This window comes from Aquidulcibacter sp. (assembly GCF_044346625.1).
GTDB lineage: Bacteria > Pseudomonadota > Alphaproteobacteria > Caulobacterales > Aquidulcibacteraceae > Aquidulcibacter.
On sequence record NZ_JBIIYV010000056.1, the window covers coordinates 1 to 18,345 of the forward strand.

The window sequence follows — 18,345 nt, forward strand, 5'->3', positions numbered from 1 at the left end:
CCCTTGACACCCCAGCTTGCGCAAAAAGAATTCTCGGGCGGCTTCAAGGCAAGCGAAGCGACGCATTGAGGCGTTCCAAGTCAAAGAAACCCTTACGGTTTGTTTGCCCTTGGTACATTCCTGACGGAAGCCCCCCCTAAAACGCCTTCGTCAACCCAAACTGCACCTGCCGTGGTGCGCCCGGCAAGATGCCGCGTGAGCGGTCGACGATGAAGCGGGCATCACCGGCATTTTTGACGGCGATATAGGCGCCCAGCGGCCAGCTTTCGGGGTGGATGTTCAGCGTTAGGTTCCAGATGTCGGCGGCCTTGATCAAGCCGCGTTGCCCATCCGCCGTTGGGGCGACGGTGTTGAGGTCGTCGGTGAACATCTCGTCGGTGCGGACATATTCGACTTGAAACTCACCCATCGTGCCGAGGCGATAGCCAATGGCAGCATTGATCAGCCATTCGGGCGCATAAGGTACGCGGTTGCCGGTCACCGACCGCGTACTATTGCCCGACACACCTGAAAAGCGCGTGCCGACATAGCTGGCGTCGGCCACATGGGTCAGCGCGGCGCGGAAATAAAGGTCATTGCCGCTGGTCATCAGGCCCATATCGGCGAGTGAGCCACGCAATGAAGCCTCAAAGCCTTGGTGTAGCGTCTCACCGGCGCTCGTCAGCGTAGCACCGGCCCCGCCCGCGACGGAGCTTGGGACAATCTGATTGTCAAAGTCCATGCGGAACCAGGTCAAATCGACCGCTACGCCCTTGGTGACATCGCCACGCAGGCCTGCTTCCCAATTGGTGCTGGTTTCAGCGTCCAGATTGATGGATGAGCCCGTCGTGTTGTTGATTGCGTCCTCGACGCGCGGTGGGGAGAAGCCCTCATGTACGCCGATATAGGCCGCAAATCTGGGGCTTATCCGGTAAGAGACGCCAAGGCCTGGTATCCATTCTTTGACCTGATCCTTGCCGCGCACAGGGCTTGCCGGATTGAGGCGATTGAGCCTTTCAAGATCAATATGCTCATAGCGCAGCCCCGGCGAAATCGTCCAAGCCCCGATGCTCGCCTTGGTGGTGGCAAAGCCCGACCAAGCTTGCAGATAGCGCAAATTATTTTCACGCACGCCGGCATTCACGCTGGTGCCCGGCGTGCGGCCTGTTGGGGTGTCGGAATTGATTTGCAGGCGGTTCTGCCGCTCATCATTGTAGCGGATGCCGTATTCGCTCTCAAACCGCACGCTGCCGATCTCGCCACTCTGGCTCAAACGGCTTTCAAGGCCATAGGTGTGATACTCACGCAGACGGCCCTCATTGCCGCAGGTGGTCAAGAGGTTGGCCATGCTGGCGCAAGATGGGTCCGACGCATCATTGGGGCGCTGGGCAGAGTTGGACGATTGACGCCACCAATCGCGATCGAACCACGAAAAAGAGGCCGAAGTCTTCAAGGTGGTCGTGTCATTGATTGACCAAGCCCATAAGAGGGAGGAGCCCACGCGGACGGCTTCAAAGCCATCATTCACAAAGGCATTCTGGCGGCGATTGGCCAGATATTCAGCTTGGGTGAGGCCTGAATAGGTAACTTGGCTATCTTCGCCATAGCGGCTGACGCGCAGGGTCAAATCATGATGCTCGCCCAAGCTTTTTTCGAGCTTGAGATAGAGGTCATTGATCTTCAAGGACTGATTATCGCGTACGCCATCGGATAGGGTTGTGTTGGCATGGAAGAGGGCGCGCATGCCCGCGATGGGGCCACCAAGATTGAGGTCAGCTTCCAAATAGCCATCTGAACCCGCCGCCCACGTCGCTTGGCCTTCAAAGGCCTCGGGTGCAGGCGGGGTCACATAATTGATCACACCGCCGACGGTGTTGGGGCCAAAGCGGATTTGGCTTGCGCCTTTGAGGATTTCGATCCGGCTATAGCGGCGGATGGGTGGGTGATAATAAGTGGCATTGTCGCCATAAGGCGCAAAGCTCAGCGGCAGGCCATCTTCCAAGAGTAGGACTTTGCTTGAGCGTGTCGGCGATAGGCCCCGAATGCCAATATTGGGGCGCAGGCCCATGCCTTCCTCATCGCGGGCAAAGACACCCGGCACTTGGCGCAGCGCTTCATTGACGGACAAGACGCGCGCACGAACCAGATCGGCTTGCTCAATCGTGGCACCAGAGCCTGCAATGTTTCGCAAAGCTTCCTTTTGTCCAATGACAATAATGGTCTCTACAGGGGCACCCTCTTCGGCAGATGCCATAAGCGGGGCAAGGGCAGCGAGGCCGCCGACGCACAGTGCAGTTGTAAGGTGGGAGAAGTTGCGGGCTGTCTTGTTTATAGTGATACTCATTCTTAGTTTCATATTGCGAATGATTTGCAAAAACAACTAGGCAAAATCGTAAATTACAGTCATCACTGGCTTTTTCAGGGTTTCCTCTCTATGAACAGAGGCAAGTTAGGGGGGTGACAAGTGCCCCATGATCCCACATTTAAAGGGGCGCGTGCCGCGTTTGGTGCTTTACCTCTTTGGTCACAGGAAGCTTTTTTGAAAATGAGCGTGCGACACAAGTGACCTTAAACGTGCCAAGAGATAGCCTTGAGGCGGCAACGTCGACGACTCCCACCGAGTTTAAGCCCAAAGATGGCTTGACCGCGCGGCTGTTGACCATTGGCGCGGGCTTTATCCTTTTGACAGAAGCCTTATTTTTCTTGCCAACCATGGCGAGCCTACGCGACGAATGGATCGTTAGTCGTCTCAATACGGCCGAGATTGTCGCTTTGGCCGGAACCGCGCCGGACAGCGATGGTCTGATGGGGGGACGCACGTCTGAACTAGTGCGCGCGGCCGAAATCCAGTCGGTGACGATTATCCAGAATGATGTCCGTCTGCTCATTATGGGCACACCGCCGCAAGGCACGATCATTGACATTGATCCTGAAGCCCAAACCATAGGCCGATCGCTTTCAGGCGTGTTGGAAGCCTATGCAGCGCCTGAAGGTCGATACCTTCGCATCGTTGGGCGGCCGCAGACCAATGCGGCCATCAAGCTTGAAGTCATTGTTGCAGAAGCACCTCTCAAAGACTCGCTGATGCGGTCGACTTGGCAGGTATTGTTTGCGTCCTTAGCTTTGTCCTTGACCATTGGAGCGCTGATTTATGCCGCCTTGGCCGATGGTTTTGTGCGGCCAATGCGGCGGTTGACGCGCGCAATTTCTCGCTTCAGCACTGCACCAACCGATGCGAGCCGCGCGCTTGTGCCCTCAGGGCGGTCGGACGAAATTGGCCAAGCCGAAGTTGCTTTTTCTTCCATGCAAGACACCGTGCGGCAGGCCTTCCTTCAGAAGGATCGCTTGGCGCAATTGGGGCTTGCGGTCTCCAAAATCTCCCACGATCTGCGCCATTCACTGGGTGCGGCGCAATTGGTGAGTGAGCGCCTGGCTTCGGTAGATGATCCGGTTGTGCGGGCAACAGCACCCCGGCTTGAACGGGCGTTGCAACGGGCGGTCAATTTAGCGCAATCGACTTTGGCGTTTGGGAAAGCACAAGAACGCCCGCCTGAAACTGAGCTCCTCTATCTGTCTGATGCGTTGGATGATGCGGCAGAAGAAGCCTTGGCAGGCCTAACCGTGCCTTGGCAGCATGATGTTCCAAACGACCTTGAGATCGAAATCGATGGCGAGCATTTGCATCGTATCCTGACCAACCTCATCCGCAATGCCGCTCAAGCTATCGCCCAATCCGGCAAGCCGGGCACGATCCATGCCCATGCGGCCGTCGAAGGCGACCGGATTGACCTGCATGTCGTCGATACAGGGCCCGGTTTGCCTAAACGCGTGCAGGATAATTTGTTCATGCCGTTTGCTGGCAGCGGGCTAACAGGTGGGACAGGACTTGGTCTCGCCATCGCGCGCGAGCTTGCGCGCCTCAACGGTGGCGATATTGTCTTGGCCTCGACGGGGCCGTCGGGCACCGACTTCATCGTGCAAGTATCGGCGGAAAAGGCCGATCCGGAGGCGAGTGCCGCTTAAGCGCCTTCGACCTCTGCTTCGTCCCGTTGTTCACGCTCCAGAATTTCCCGGGCTGGACCGCGGGAGATAACCAAAGCCATGATGATGCCGAAAATCCCGATCAAGGACGTGTAGAAGAAGAAAGCGGTGTAACCGGCAGCAAGCGCTTGACCCGATACGCCAAGCTTGGCCCCACCTGCGGCAAAGGCATCTGGCGGCAAATGGTTGAACCAAGGCTTCATAGCGGCCAAGCAACCCGTCTCAGACGCCTTGGCAGCGCCTTCAATCACGCGGCCGGAAAGCGCGGTGATGATCTTGCCGGGTAGCGCATAGAGCGAGGAGAACACCGCATATTGGGTCGCCGTAAAGCCTTCTTTCGTCAGCATGGACATATACATGATCAGGCAGGTGCCCGCGAACATGCCCGACAAATTATCGATGCCAATCGCGATATAAAGGGCGGGCACATTAGGGCCAGTAAGCGTGATTGCGATGAACGCCAAGTTCGACAAAGGCTGTAAGAAGGCCCCAATGACGAGGCAGCGGAACAGACCAAACTTTAAGACCAGCCAACCGCTTAAGCCTGCACCAATCGCGCTCATGGCTGCACCAAAGAATTTTTGCGCAAACGCAATGGAGTCTTTCGAGAAGCCTGCATCCAAATACATGGTTGAGGTCAGATTTAGGACGAAGTCTGCTATCCGATAGACGCAGATGAACACCAAGATCAGGCTGGCCAGGTCTTTGTAGCGGCTGAAGAAGTCCGCCAATGGGTCTGCCAAGGCTGCTTTGAAATAGGCACCGGGGCGGGTCTTTACGCGGGGGATTTGTAGGCAAGCCACCACCACGAGACTGAGGCCGATCAGTGCATAGCCTACTTGTTGCCAAACGCCCCAAGGCTTTGCTGCCAGCGCCTCACTCATGGCCTTTGTGCCGCCATAAAGGTCGCCGACCAACCACGCTAAGGGCTCGGCCTTCCCAGCTAACCCCACGGCCAGCACACAGGCTGCCAGCACCATCAGGGCAATGCGGCCGACCCATTCCAGATAATCGATCACGCCACGGTCTGGCACATCGGCGGGGGCAACCCAACGCGGCGCTGGGGCTGTGGTTTCGCGTGGGGCCAAAAGCGTTGAGATGATCGCAAGGCCCATAAAGCCCGCCATCGCGGCATAGGCAGCCGCCCAGCCTAGCCAGCCATATTGGTCACCATTGAGAGCTTGGGCGACAAAGAGCGGCAGCGCTCCGGCCAACAGAATCGCGACCCGGTAGCCCCATTGATAGGTTGCGGTCAAAACGCCCAAGCGGTTAGCATCGCGGGCCACTTCAATACGCCAGGCATCAATCGCAATATCTTGCGTGGCGCCTGCCAAAGCAATCAGCACAGCAAAGGCCGCAAACGGGATAAAGGCAGCGGTGGCATCACCTTCTTTCGTGAAGGCCAGGGCAGGGTCATTGGTTGCCATCAACAACAGACCGACAATGACAATGGCTTGGGTCAATAGCATCCAAGCCCGGCGGCGGCCTAAAGCCTTATCCAAAACAGGGATCGCGACCCGGTCGACCAAGGGGGCCCACAGAAACTTTAGCGCATAGGTGAGAGTGACGAGCCCCATCAACCCGATCAGAGCTAACGACGCCCCGGCTTCACGCAGCCAGATGAATAGGGCGATGCCCGCCAATTGATTGGGCATACCGGCTGCAAAACCCAAGCCGAACATGACCAATGAAGGCCGTTCGAAAAAGGCACCAACGCCTACTTTATCGTCGGCACCAAGTTCTAATTCCGGTTTGTTAGCGGATTTGCCAGCCATGAAGGTCCTCACAAGGATCAGGACCTCAGAAAGCGGTCCCTAATCAGGCGGCGAAAGTGGCCTGTCTGGTGGCATTCGTCCAGCGCTCTAATACAGAGGACAACATAGCTGGGTCGAGCGGCTTGGTGATGAAGTCGTTCATGCCGGCATTTTTGCAGGCACGGCGGTCTTCTTCCATGGCTGCTGCTGTCAGCGCGATAATGGGTGTCTCCAAGAAGCGGCCACCCAAGGCGCGGATGGCGCAGGTGGCTTCAAACCCGTCCATAACTGGCATGTGTACGTCCATAAGGACCAGATCATAGGGCGCGTCTTGTATGGCCGCAAAAGCTTCTGCCCCATTGCCAACGGCCACGACATGGCAGCCATTGCGGACCAGAAGCGATTTCGCCAAGAGCGCATTGATTGGATTGTCTTCGGCCAAAAGGACGCGCAACCCAATCGCGATAGGTGTAGTATCCGCGCGCTCGTCATTGGCGACCACAGGCCGCGTATCCACGCCTTCGCCAGCTGCTAAGGCAACCCGTTCGATCAAAGAGGCAGTGCGCAAAGGCTTGATCAGATAGCCGATTGCACCCTTGGCACGATAATCATCAATCAGGTCACGGCGCTCTTGCGGGATCAGCGCCACAACCGGGCTCGCACATTTCAGCCAAGGGGCTGCGTGCACGGTATCGGTATGGTGATCGAGCAGGATCACACTGGCCTCTTTGGCTTGGCGCGGCGTTGTGACTTGCTTGACCCGTGCGCCCTCATCTTCCAGTGCCAAAGTAAGGGCTTCGACCAGAAGGGTGGACTGGCTTTGGATTGCGATGGTTCTCCCCGTCAGGCGCTGGCTGGGGGCAGGTGCTGGGGTTATCGTCTCAAAAGGAATATCAATCCAGAACACGCTGCCGCCGCCTTCACGGCTCTTCAGGCTAACCGTGCCCCCCAAAGCCATGGTCAGCTTCTTCACGATGGCAAGGCCCAGACCCGTGCCGCCAAAGCGGCGTGAGTGCGAGGAATCGGCTTGTTGGAATTCTTCAAAGACGCGTTCCATCTTGTCGACCGGAATGCCAATGCCCGTATCTTCCACGCTAAAGCGCAGACGGTTCACGCCCGTGGCTTCCAAACGCAGCAGAACGCCACCGTCTTGGGTGAATTTCACGGCGTTTGAGGCCAAGTTCAAAATGATCTGACGCAGGCGCCCATCGTCACCGGCCACTTCGACCGGTACATTTGGAGCAACAACCAGGACGATTTCCAGCGCCTTTTCGTGCGCCCGTGGCGAGCAAAGTTCGGCGACCGATTGCAGCGTTTTTGCCGGATTGAAGACCATGGTCTCTAGCTCGATCTTGCCACTTTCCAGCTTGGCATAATCGAGAATATCGTTGAGGAGTGCCAACAAATGTTGGCCAGAATCGGTGACCGCACCAAGCCAAGAACGCTGTGCACTGGTCAGTTCACTCATGCCCAATAGGCCCGCCATGCCCAAAATCCCGTTCAAAGGCGTACGGATTTCGTGGCTCAGGGTGGCAAACAACATGGTCTTGCCGCGCGCCGTTTCGTCGGCATCAGGGCGGAACAAGCCCAATTGACTGCCATCTTCGCGCTCTTGGATCATCCAGCCAAATCGGGCTTCATACCAAGGGGCGAAGGCACCCATGGCCACTTGCTCGCCAAATCGTTGCGAAGCTAGGTCATTCGCTTCTAAAACGCGGCCATTTTTGCTGGCAAGAATGGCGCAATCGGGCAAGTCGCTCAGAGCGAAAGTCATGTTTGTCATACCCCCACTCTAACCGATAGGGGTTAAGGAATGGCTGCTTCGACTTAGATTGTCGCGCAACTTTGATCCCGTGGGATCAAAACGCGCTCTTATTTGGACTTGCCGCGCAACTTTGATCCAAAGGATCAAAACGCGCTTTAAGGCTTCTTCGGCCAAACATAAGAATGGCGGATATAGCCAAACGCGGGCAGGGCCTCATTGCCGCGCTTGAAGTCAAAGAAGGTCGCATTCTCCCAATGCGAACCTGTGCCCCATCGGGTTTTGCAAGAGGTTGAGACCCAAGCGGGCTCCCAATAGACCACGCCGACACCACCATGGCTGATCACCCCTTGGGTCAGGTCGACCAGATAGCGCAATTGGTCATTCGGTGTGGCGGGATATTCCTTGATCAAGGTGTCCGGACCCAGAAGATTTACGGCCTCATCAGCCCCCTCATTGGTCCAAGGATAAGAGGTTTCAACCACAATCACCTTGGCCTTATAGGTGGCACTGAGGCGAGTGATGGTTGCATTGAGCCCATCTAGGCCCTGTGTCGACCATTTCCGGTAATAAGACAGGCCGATATAGTCAAAGTCGGTTACGCCAGCCTCAGCGGCCTTGGCAAACCATGGTTCTGCATTTTCGGGCTGGGCAATGTGCAGCACGATTTTAGGTTCGGTACCTGTGGCCTTGCCGGCATCGCGCACAGCTTTGATCCCGGCGTTGAACAAAGCGGCATTGCGGACCCAATCGGTGGAGCGGGTCTCCCACTTCCAATCTTTACGGCCCATCATTTCCTTATTGGTTTCGTTGCCGACTTGGACCATGTGCGGCATCAAGCCTTCGCTGGCGAGCTTTGTGAGGGTGTCAAAGGTGAATTGATAGACGGCAGCGGCTAGGCCTTCTGTAGTTGGAATGTTTTCCCAAGCCTTTGGGATCCATTGCTTGTCGCCATCAGCCCAATCGTCGGAATAGTGAAAGTCCAACAGGACCTCTTGCCCGCTCGCCTTGGCCCGACGCATCGACCGGCGCACATCGTCAAAAGTGCTGTAGGTCGTCCAGTTTGGATTATTCCATAAGCGCAGCCGCACCAGATTATGGCCCGTTTCGGCAAACAATTGATACGGGTCAACGCGCTTGCCACCTTGGCGATAGACTGCGCCGCAATCTTCCATCTCATTCACATAAGACAGGTCCGCGCCGAAGTAGAAATCGGAGTGATTGGGCTGTTGAGCCGACGCCGCAAAGCCTGGACGAACAAGCCCGCTGGAAGTTAGAAGTCCAAGCCCTGCGGCCAGCGCACCTCGCCTAGAAAAAGTCATGCAGCTACTCCTTTGAGCGGCTAGATGACCATTCAATGCCTTGGTGTGCAATAATTTCAAGCAATGCCCGCTCTATCTGAGTCAGATAGAGCGGATAAGCTGTTGCGCCTACCAAAATCAGGCGGCGATCAAGCCATTCTCAAGCGCTGCCTTTTTGATCGCGGCTTGCATTTTTTCAAACGCCCGCACTTCGATTTGACGGATGCGCTCGCGGCTGACGCCATATTGATCAGCGAGGTCTTCCAGCGTCACAGGGTCATCGCGCAAGCGACGCTCGCGGATGATATGCTGTTCGCGTTCGTTTAAGGTCGACAAGGCTTGGTTCAGCAAGATCATGCGCTCGTCATGCTCTTCGCGCTCGGCATATTCGGTCTCAGCGCTTTCATCATCCGAAGCCAGCCAATCCTGCCATTCGCCGCCACCATCCTCGCCCACGCGAACGTTGAGCGAGGCGTCAGGGCCCGACAAGCGACGGTTCATCGAGATGACTTCGTCCTTCGTCACGGCCAATTGGGTCGCGATGTAAGTTACGTCATCCGGCTTCAGATCGCCTTCTTCGATCGCCTGCATTTTGGATTTCATGCGGCGGAGATTGAAGAACAGCTTCTTCTGCGCAGCGGTCGTGCCCATTTTGACCAAGGACCACGAGCGCAGCACATATTCCTGAATCGAGGCGCGGATCCACCACATAGCATAGGTTGCCAAGCGGAAGCCCTTTTCAGGGTCAAACTTTTTAACCGCCTGCATCAGGCCGATATTGCCTTCAGAAATCACTTCCGCCACAGGCAGGCCATAGCCGCGATAGCCCATCGCCATCTTCGCCACGAGGCGCAAATGGCTGGTCACCAGCTTTTCAGCCGCACCGGTATCTTCATGCTCACGCCAGCGTTTGGCGAGCATATATTCCTCGTCCTTGTGCAGCATAGGAAATTTACGGATCTCTGTGAGATACCGCTGAAGGCCCAGTTCTGGCCCAACATTAAGCGCGAGTGCGCGAGTCATATATCCACTCCCCAAAAGAATTACCCTTGTAAGTCGGGTAATAGTAGGAGCGTCGGGGCAGGGATTTGGTTCCCGTTCCGGCGTTCGAGACTCCACTTAGGAGTGCGCTTGGGCAAAATAAAGGCCCCACCTGATGAATGATTGGTAAGGTTTGGTCATGCCTTGGATTAGAAGTGCTGATGCAGCATGAAAAAGGGCCCTCTGACGAAGTCAGAAGGCCCCATTCCTAGCTGGATTTGATGGCTTAAGCCGCGCGGGCCAATTGGCGCAGCACGAACTGCATGATGCCGCCCGAGAAGTAGTAATCGAGCTCGTTGGCCGTATCGATGCGGCTGATGACCGGTGCAATCACCACCGTGCCATCGGCGCGGCGGATTTCGACTTCCATCTCTTTGCGGGGCGCGATGTCATTGATGCCATAGATGGACACCATTTCATCGCCGACCAGATTGAGGCTGGCCCACGTCACGCCATCGCGGAACTGGAATGGTAGAACGCCCATGCCGATCAGGTTCGAACGGTGAATACGCTCAAAGCTCTCGGTGACGACAGCCCGGACGCCTAGAAGATTGGTGCCTTTAGCTGCCCAGTCGCGTGACGAGCCCGTGCCATATTCCTTGCCTGCAAAGATCACCAGCGGCGTGCCGGCATCCTTATAGAGCATGGCGGCATCATAGATCGGCATAACTTCGCCATCTGGCCAATGCTTGGTGACGCCACCTTCAACACCTGGAACCATTTGGTTCTTGATGCGGATGTTGGCGAAGGTGCCGCGCATCATGACTTCATGGTGGCCACGGCGCGCGCCGTAGGAGTTGAAGTCGATGGCGGAGACGCCATTTTCGGTCAGGAACTTGCCTGCGGGGCTCGACGCTTTGATCGAGCCTGCGGGCGAGATGTGATCGGTGGTGATGCTGTCGCCAAACAGACCCAAGACGCGGGCGTGCAGAATGTCTTCCACACCCTTTGGCGTCATGGTCATGCCTTCAAAGTAAGGCGGGTTGGCAACATAGGTCGACTTGGCGGGCCAATTATAGGTTTGGCCGCCTGAGACTTGGATCGCCTGCCAATTCACGTCGCCCTTGAACACATCGGCATAGCGACGGGCAAACATCTCTGCCGTCACATATTCGCGCATGATGGCCGAAACTTCGGCAGATGTTGGCCACACGTCTTTTAGATAGACAGGCTGGCCATCCGTGCCGGCGCCCAGCGGCTCCTTGTTGAGGTCAATCTGCATCGAGCCGGCCAACGCATAGGCGACAACCAGTGGCGGCGAGGCCAGATAATTGGCGCGTGTGTCTGGGTTGACGCGGCCTTCAAAGTTACGGTTGCCCGACAGCACAGAGGCAGCAACCAAATCACCGGCCACGATGGCCTTCGTGATTTCTTCCGGCAGTGGGCCAGAGTTACCGATACAGGTGGTGCAACCATAGCCAACCAGGTTGAAGCCCATGGCGTCCAAATCAGATTGAAGGCCGGACTGGGTTAGATAATCGGTGACGACTTGCGAGCCAGGTGCGAGTGAGGTTTTCACCCAAGGCTTGACGGTCAGGCCCTTGGCGCGGGCCTTGCGGGCCACAAGGCCTGCAGCGATCAGTACTGAAGGATTAGAGGTATTGGTGCAGGAAGTGATCGCAGCAATCACGACGTCACCATGGCCGAGGTCGTGATTGTGACCTTCCACGCCAACGCGCTTGGCCACTTCGCCAGCTTTACCAAATTCGCCTTCGAGTGCGGTTTTGAATGCGGTTGCAGCATCGGCCACCAAGACGCGGTCTTGTGGGCGCTTGGGCCCGGCTAGTGAGGGCTGAACGCTGCCCAAATCTAAGCCCAATTCGTCGGTGAATACGGGCTGACCCGCATCATGCTTCCACATCATATTGGCTTTGGCATAGGCCTCAACCAAAGCCACACGGGCTGCATCGCGGCCGGTGGAGCGCAGGAAGTTGATTGTGTCTTCGGCCACCGGGAAGAAGCCACAGGTCGCGCCATATTCAGGGGCCATATTGGCGATGGTGGCGCGGTCTTCCAAAGTCATAGAATCAAGGCCCGGGCCAAAGAATTCGACGAACTTGCCAACAACGCCTTTTTTGCGCAGCATCTGTGTGACGGTCAGCACGAGGTCGGTCGCGGTGGCCCCTTCAGGCAATTTGCCGTCGAGTTTAAAGCCAACGACTTCAGGGATCAGCATGGAGATGGGCTGGCCCAGCATCGCTGCTTCAGCTTCAATACCGCCAACGCCCCAGCCCAGAACGGCCAAGCCATTGATCATGGTGGTGTGGCTGTCGGTGCCCACGACGCTGTCAGGATAGGCGACTTCATCGCTGCCATCTTCAGCGGTCCAAACGGTTTGGGCCAGATATTCGAGGTTCACTTGGTGGCAGATGCCGGTGCCGGGAGGCACTACACGGAAGTTCTTAAACGCGCTTTGACCCCAACGCAGGAATTCATAGCGCTCGCCATTGCGGTCATATTCAAGGTCAACGTTCTTGGCGAAGCTGTCGCCCTTGCCGGCATAGTCCACCATGACCGAGTGGTCGATCACGAGGTCGACGGGGATCAGTGGATTGACCTTCTCTGGGTTGGAACCCAGCGCCGCTGCGGCATCGCGCATCGCGGCCAGATCGACCACGGCAGGAACGCCGGTGAAGTCTTGCATGAGCACGCGGGCAGGGCGGAAGGCGATCTCGTGTTCGATCTTGCCTTTATTCTCCACCCATTTGGCGACCGCTTCGATATCGGCCTTGGTCACCGTGACGCCATCTTCGGCGCGCAACAGGTTTTCAAGCAAGATCTTCAAAGTCACGGGTAGTTTAGAAACATCGCCTAGACCGTTTTTTGAAGCGGCTTCGAGAGAATAATAAACATAGGTCTTGTCGCCGACATTTAGAGTCTGGCGTGATTTAAAACTATTGAGTGAGGGCATGGTAAGCCGTCCTTTGTTCGAGCGAGTTGATCATCACTGGATTGCCCTTAACCAGAGGCTAACAAGCAAACCAAATTTCGCCCGCAAGGGTCGCGCGCTTGTGAGCGGCGTATCGACCGGCGGTTCGCCACCGTGTCCGGCAGCGCGGCTGCTTTAGCGCGGAAATGGTTAAAGGTCTATGGCGGGTTTCAGGGTTTTGGGTGTGTTTTCGCGGGTGACGTTAGCCTAGACTGGGTTCCTTCGCGGAAAGTACCCCTTCAGTCCCTTCGGGACACATCGGCGTATACGCCGATACCCCATGAATGGGGAAGCGGCGTGTCCCAACTGCTTCCGCTGCCGCTTCCCCGCTCGCGGCGAAGCCGGTGAAGGGGTGGGCACTCAAAGCGTCCCTGCAGTAAACTTTGGCCATACAAGAAGCCATCAAGCCCCTCTCCCACACACGCCATTCTCGACCTTGTCATCAAGTCGCAGTATCAGGAGCCATGACTGTACGAATCATCCATGCCCTCGCCGATATTGCTGATCATTATGACGCCGTCCTGTGTGACGTATGGGGGGTGATCCATAATGGGCGGGCGGCTTATCAAGCCGGATGTAATGCGTTGGCGGCATTTCGCGAGTTAGGTAAGCCGGTTGTGCTAATCTCCAACGCGCCGCGTCCATCCACTGTCATCCCGAAACAATTGGAGGCGCTGCATGTGCGCCGCGATGCGTGGGATGCGATTGTGACCTCAGGCGACGCCACGCGGGCAGAGATCGAAAAGCGTGGTCCACGTGGCTATAAAATTGGCCCATCCAAGGACGAGGGCCTGTATGAAGGCCTGCCGGTCGACTTCCGCCCTGCTGAGACCGCTGATTATGTCATCTGCACCGGTCTGCGCGATGATTTGAGTGAGCCGCCGGAAAGCTATCGCGATGAGCTGGCAGGATTGGCCGCCCGCAACCTGCCTTTCATCTGCGCCAATCCAGACCGGGTGGTGCAATTTGGTGGTCATTTGATCCCGTGCGCGGGGGCCTTGGCTGACATTTATGAAGAATTGGGTGGCCCCGTCATCATGGCGGGCAAGCCCTATGCGCCGATCTATGACCTGACGATTGCAGAGGCCGAACGCCTCGCAGGCAAACCACTCGCGCGCGAGCGCCTGTTATGTATCGGCGACGGCGTGCAGACCGATGTGGCGGGTGCGCATGGGCAAAAACTGGACTGCTTGTTTGTCGCAGGCGGCATCCACGCAGCAGAGCTTTCCAATGCCGACGGGTTGGATGGTGCGAAGGTTGAGGCTTTCCTCGCTTCCTACCGCGTCGACGCGCGCTGGGCGATCGCCGAACTGGCTTAGGCCAGCAGCGCCCGTTCAAGGGCGTAGTGAAAGCGCCTCAAACCCGCTATGCAGGTGGCATGATCGATTCCATCGCTGACGGGGTTTTGCCCGACCATATCTTGCAGGCCTTGGCCGATGGCGGTGCCATCACGGCCGCTACCCCTTTTGCCGACAAACAAATCCAGCCCGCCAGCCTCGACTTGCGCTTGGGTGACTTTGCCTATCGTGTCCGCGCCAGCTTCTTGCCGGGTCAAGGCCGCACAGTTTCGCAGCGCTTGAGCGAGAGTGATTTGGTGCTGCATAAGCTCGATCTGCGCGAAGGCGCGGTGCTGGAGACAGGCTGCGTCTATCTGGCCCCCTTGCAGGAGAGCCTTGCGCTGCCTGAGACGGTGTTTGCGCTAGCTAATCCTAAAAGCTCCACCGGACGGATCGATGTGTTTGTTCGCGTAATTGCAGATGGCGCGACCAGCTTTGACCGCGTGCGCGCTGGCTATCAAGGCCCGCTGTGGGTTGAGATTTGCCCGCGTACCTTCTCCATCCTCGCCCGCCCGGGTGACCGCTTGGCCCAGCTTCGCTTGAAGAAGGGTCAAACCCCGACGCTACAACGCCTCGATCTGAACCTCGACCTATCCCACGACTCCCTTGGCCCTGTTATCGGCTATCGTGCACGGCGCCATGCGCCCTTGCTGGACCTCGCCAAAGTGGGCGGCCACGCACCGCGTGATTGGTTTGAGCCCTTAACGGCGCGTGATGGTCGCTTGGTGTTGGACCCCGGTGAGTTTTACATTCTGGCCAGTCAGTCGGGTCTCTCGATCCCGAAAGATGTCGCCGCAGAAATGGTGGCGACGGCGGAAGACCTCGGTGAATTCCGCGCCCATTACGCAGGCTTCTTTGATCCGGGCTTTGGCGCGAAAGATCATGGCAGTGCAGGTGCGCGGGGCGTGCTCGAAGTGCGCGGCCGGGATGTACCCTTTGTGCTCGAGCATAATCAGCCCGTGGCCCGCCTGATTTACGAGCCCTTATCGTCGGCCCCAGAGGCCTTTTACGGCGATGTCGGCAGCCATTATCAGGGCCAGAGCCTGAAATTATCGAAACTGTTTGAACCATGGTCCTAGCATGTTGATCGCCTCCATCTCTCCCATAGACGGCCAGAAACTGGGTGAAGTGCCCTCCGCTTCGCCGGAAGACTGCCGTGAAGCTTGTGAGATCGCGCAAGCCGCCTATGTCGCTTGGCGCGCTGTTCCGGCACCCCGGCGGGGGGAGTTGGTGCGCTTATGGGGGCAAGAATTGCGTGCCCGCAAGCAAGAGCTCGCCGATATGGTGACGCTGGAAGCGGGCAAGACCCGGCCTGAAGCCTTGGGCGAAGTGCAAGAAATGATCGACATGGCCGATTATGCGGTTGGCCTGTCGCGGCAATTGGCGGGCTTGACCTTGGCGTCCGAGCGGCCGGGTCATCATTTGTTGGAACGCTGGAAGCCCTTAGGTCCCGTGCTGGTCATCAGCGCGTTTAACTTCCCCGTCGCCGTGTTTGCGTGGAATGCCATGCTGGCACTGGTATGCGGTGATCCCGTCATCTGGAAGCCGTCGGAAAAGACCCCGCTTTGTGCACAAATAACCTGTGCCATCTTCAACCGCGCGGTTGCGCAATTTGGCGTCGAGGCCCCCGCCGGCCTGATCCAAGTGCTGCAAGGTGATGCGAAGATCGGGGCAGAACTTGTTGAGCATCCGCTGATCCGGCTGGTGTCGGCGACAGGCTCCACCCGCATGGGTCGTGAAGTGGCGAAAGCGTGTGCGACACACCTCAAGCGCAGCTTGTTGGAGCTGGGCGGCAATGGCGCGATGATTGTGCGGCCTAGTGCCGATCTGGACCTTGCCGTACGCGCCATTGTGTTTTCCGCCGTCGGCACCGCGGGCCAGCGCTGCACCACGTTGCGCCGCTTGATCGTGCACCCCGATATCAAGCAAGACCTGATCCAGCGCTTGGTCCGCGCCTACAAAAGCCTGCCGATTGGCGATCCGCGCAAACCCGAAACCCTGATTGGTCCGCTGATTGATGCAGACGCCGTCACAACCATGATCCGCGCTCTAGAGACCGCTCAAGCTGAAGGCGGGCGCGTGCTGGTGGGTGGTCAGCCTTTGCACGGCAATTATGTCCAGCCTGCACTGGTCGAGATGCGCGCCCAAACCGCCATCATGCAAACCGAGACCTTTGCCCCCATCCTCTATGTGGTGGAGGCTGAAACCTTGGCTGAGGCCATCGCCATTCAAAATGATGTGCCCCAAGGTCTGTCGTCGTCTATCTTCACGACTGATCTGCGTGAGGCTGAAACTTTCTTGTCGCATGCAGGCTCGGATTGCGGAATCGCCAACGTCAATATCGGTACGTCGGGCGCGGAAATTGGTGGCGCTTTTGGCGGTGAGAAAGAGACAGGCGGGGGCCGTGAAGCAGGCTCTGATGCTTGGAAAGCCTATATGATCCGCCAGACCCAAACGATCAATTACTCCACTACCTTGCCCTTAGCGCAAGGCGTTGTATTTGATCTGTAAGCAAGGGATGCACGCAAGCGCGATGGGCATTATAGGCAGGCCATGACCCAATATTCTGCCACGACCCGCGGTGTCCGCATTCAGGTGACGCCGGTTTTCCTCGACGATCAATCTGATCCCGCGGAGAATGATTTCATGTGGGCCTATACGGTTGAGATCGCCAATATGTCGGAACAGACGGTGCAACTGACCGCGCGGACGTGGAAGATTATCGACCATCACGGCGTCACCCAGGTGGTGCAAGGCCCAGGTGTTGTTGGCGAACAACCCATCCTGCGTGAGGGCGACAGTTTCACCTACACCTCAGGCTGCCCCCTTTCGACGCCCTCTGGCTTGATGATGGGTAGCTATCTGATGCAGACCGACAATGGCGAAACCTTCGAAGCCCAAGTCCCAGCCTTTTCGCTCGACAGCCCGTTTGAAATCCGTAGTGTGAATTAGGGGTGGGGGCCTCAAAAAAGTGACGTGAGGTCCAGATGAAGAAGCCCCAGTTTGCATTTCTACTTGGTTTGGGATGCTTCCTTGCATTTGGTATTGTTTCCCCATTAGCCGCCCAGAAAACTCCGCCAGAATCTCACCCAATCTTGGCCCATCGAGGCGTACACCAGACCTATGCTCGTGAGGGGCTTGAGCGCGACACCTGCACTGCCAGCCGCATTAATCCGCCCACACACGCGTTCATGGAAAACACCATCCCGTCGGTTCAGGCCACGGTAGCGCTTGGCGCAGACGTGATCGAGGTGGATGTGCATCCCACCACCGATGGCGATTTTGCCGTGTTTCATGACTGGACCTTGGACTGTCGCACCAATGGCAGCGGCGTCACGCGGAGCCATACGATGGCTTATCTGCGTGGATTAGACGTTGGTTATGGCTACACAGCCGATCAAGGCGCGAGCTTTCCTTTGCGGGGTAAGGGGCTTGGCCTGCTGGTGAATTTGGAGGAGGTGCTGAACGCGCTGCCCAGCACGCAAGTCCTGATCAATATCAAGAGCCGAGACCCAGAAGAAGGTCGCAAGCTAGCCGCTTATTTGGCAAAGCGCGGGGTCAGCCCAGATCGTGTGATGGTCTATGGCCACGAGGTGCCGGTTGCAGCCTATTTACTAGCGGTGGGGCCAGCATATCGTGGCTTTTCCAAAAAGCAGGTCGCAGATTGCCTGAAGTCATACGTGTTTTGGGGATGGTCGGGTTTTGTGCCTAAAGCTTGCAAGCGCAGCGTCATCTTGGTGCCCCACAGCCATACTGGCCTCATTTGGGGGTGGCGGTCTAGTTTTGCGAAGCGCATGGCAAAGGCGGGCAGCCAAGTCTATCTGGTTGGGCCGGTGCCTAAGAATTCTCAATCCTCTTTGGCCGGTTTGAATGATCCAGCCCTCCTAAAGGGCCTGCCAGAGGGTGTTGGGGTTTGGACGGACGCTGTCGAGATTATTGCCCCGGCGCTGGCTGGAAAGTAGCGCAGACCGACGACGACGAAACCTTCGAAGCCCAAGTCCCAGCCTTTTCGCTCGACAGCCCGTTTGAGATTCGTAGTGTGAATTGAGGGGGCACTATAGCCCCTCGCCCTCTGGGAGAGCAACCGTGTTTAAGATGGAGTGGTTTTTGCCCAGTCTGTGTGGTCTCGCATCATGGCGTTGAGTTGGGTGATGAGTTTTCGCATGAGGGCGTTGAGGGCGACCATTTTGGGTTTGGCGTT

General features: G+C 57.2%; 12 protein-coding genes. 6 read left to right on the forward strand and 6 right to left on the reverse strand.

What is annotated here, in order from left to right:
• Positions 1 to 136 precede the first annotated feature (136 nt).
• Complete coding sequence (locus ACIQ20_RS12580; protein ID WP_395780798.1) at positions 137 to 2,323, reverse strand: TonB-dependent receptor family protein; 2,187 nt, start codon at positions 2,321 to 2,323, stop codon at positions 137 to 139.
• A 230-nt stretch (positions 2,324 to 2,553) separates the two neighbouring features.
• Here ACIQ20_RS12580 and ACIQ20_RS12585 point away from each other — a divergent pair, with 230 nt between their 5' ends.
• Positions 2,554 to 4,002 carry a sensor histidine kinase gene (locus ACIQ20_RS12585; RefSeq protein WP_395780800.1) on the forward strand — a complete coding sequence of 483 codons (1,449 nt, stop codon included), beginning with the start codon at positions 2,554 to 2,556 and terminating at the stop codon, positions 4,000 to 4,002.
• On the opposite strand, the gene ACIQ20_RS12590 is transcribed toward ACIQ20_RS12585, so the two are convergent.
• The 5 genes from ACIQ20_RS12590 to acnA all read right to left on the reverse strand — a co-directional run bounded on the left by ACIQ20_RS12590 (position 3,999) and on the right by acnA (position 12,789).
• Positions 3,999 to 5,795, reverse strand: a complete 1,797-nt coding sequence (locus ACIQ20_RS12590) for an AmpG family muropeptide MFS transporter (protein ID WP_395780802.1) — start codon at positions 5,793 to 5,795, stop codon at positions 3,999 to 4,001. The two genes, ACIQ20_RS12585 and ACIQ20_RS12590, sit on opposite strands and share 4 nt — an antisense overlap.
• A 43-nt stretch (positions 5,796 to 5,838) precedes the next feature.
• On the reverse strand, positions 5,839 to 7,557 hold the full coding sequence (locus ACIQ20_RS12595; RefSeq protein WP_395780804.1) for an ATP-binding protein: 1,719 nt from the start codon (positions 7,555 to 7,557) through the stop codon (positions 5,839 to 5,841).
• Between the two features lie 137 nt (positions 7,558 to 7,694).
• Positions 7,695 to 8,858, reverse strand: coding sequence for an arabinogalactan endo-beta-1,4-galactanase (locus tag ACIQ20_RS12600; RefSeq protein WP_395780806.1), 1,164 nt, complete (start codon positions 8,856 to 8,858; stop codon positions 7,695 to 7,697).
• Positions 8,859 to 8,975: 117 nt separating this feature from the next.
• Entirely contained in the window at positions 8,976 to 9,860 is an 885-nt protein-coding gene (gene rpoH, locus ACIQ20_RS12605; RefSeq protein ID WP_395780808.1) for an RNA polymerase sigma factor RpoH, read from the reverse strand.
• A gap of 244 nt (positions 9,861 to 10,104) precedes the next feature.
• The gene (acnA, locus tag ACIQ20_RS12610; RefSeq protein WP_395780810.1) at positions 10,105 to 12,789 is read right to left on the reverse strand and encodes an aconitate hydratase AcnA; all 2,685 of its coding nucleotides are present in this window, start codon (positions 12,787 to 12,789) and stop codon (positions 10,105 to 10,107) included.
• 482 nt (positions 12,790 to 13,271) lie between these two features.
• On the opposite strand from acnA, the gene ACIQ20_RS12615 reads away from it, so the two are divergent.
• From ACIQ20_RS12615 to ACIQ20_RS12635, 5 genes are read left to right on the forward strand one after another with little or no spacing between them, the layout of a single operon-like run.
• Positions 13,272 to 14,126: a TIGR01459 family HAD-type hydrolase gene (locus tag ACIQ20_RS12615; protein WP_395780812.1), complete on the forward strand. Its 855-nt coding sequence runs from the start codon at positions 13,272 to 13,274 to the stop codon at positions 14,124 to 14,126.
• A 26-nt stretch (positions 14,127 to 14,152) separates the two neighbouring features.
• Positions 14,153 to 15,223 carry a 2'-deoxycytidine 5'-triphosphate deaminase domain-containing protein gene (locus ACIQ20_RS12620; protein ID WP_395780814.1) on the forward strand — a complete coding sequence of 357 codons (1,071 nt, stop codon included), beginning with the start codon at positions 14,153 to 14,155 and terminating at the stop codon, positions 15,221 to 15,223.
• Position 15,224: 1 nt separating this feature from the next.
• Positions 15,225 to 16,655: an aldehyde dehydrogenase family protein gene (locus ACIQ20_RS12625; protein ID WP_395780816.1), complete on the forward strand. Its 1,431-nt coding sequence runs from the start codon at positions 15,225 to 15,227 to the stop codon at positions 16,653 to 16,655.
• A 42-nt stretch (positions 16,656 to 16,697) separates the two neighbouring features.
• Positions 16,698 to 17,096: a Co2+/Mg2+ efflux protein ApaG gene (gene apaG, locus ACIQ20_RS12630; RefSeq protein ID WP_395780818.1), complete on the forward strand. Its 399-nt coding sequence runs from the start codon at positions 16,698 to 16,700 to the stop codon at positions 17,094 to 17,096.
• A 35-nt stretch (positions 17,097 to 17,131) separates the two neighbouring features.
• A complete protein-coding gene (locus ACIQ20_RS12635) occupies positions 17,132 to 18,106 on the forward strand; it encodes a glycerophosphodiester phosphodiesterase family protein (RefSeq protein ID WP_395780820.1) in 975 nt (324 codons plus the stop codon).
• Positions 18,107 to 18,345 lie beyond the last annotated feature (239 nt).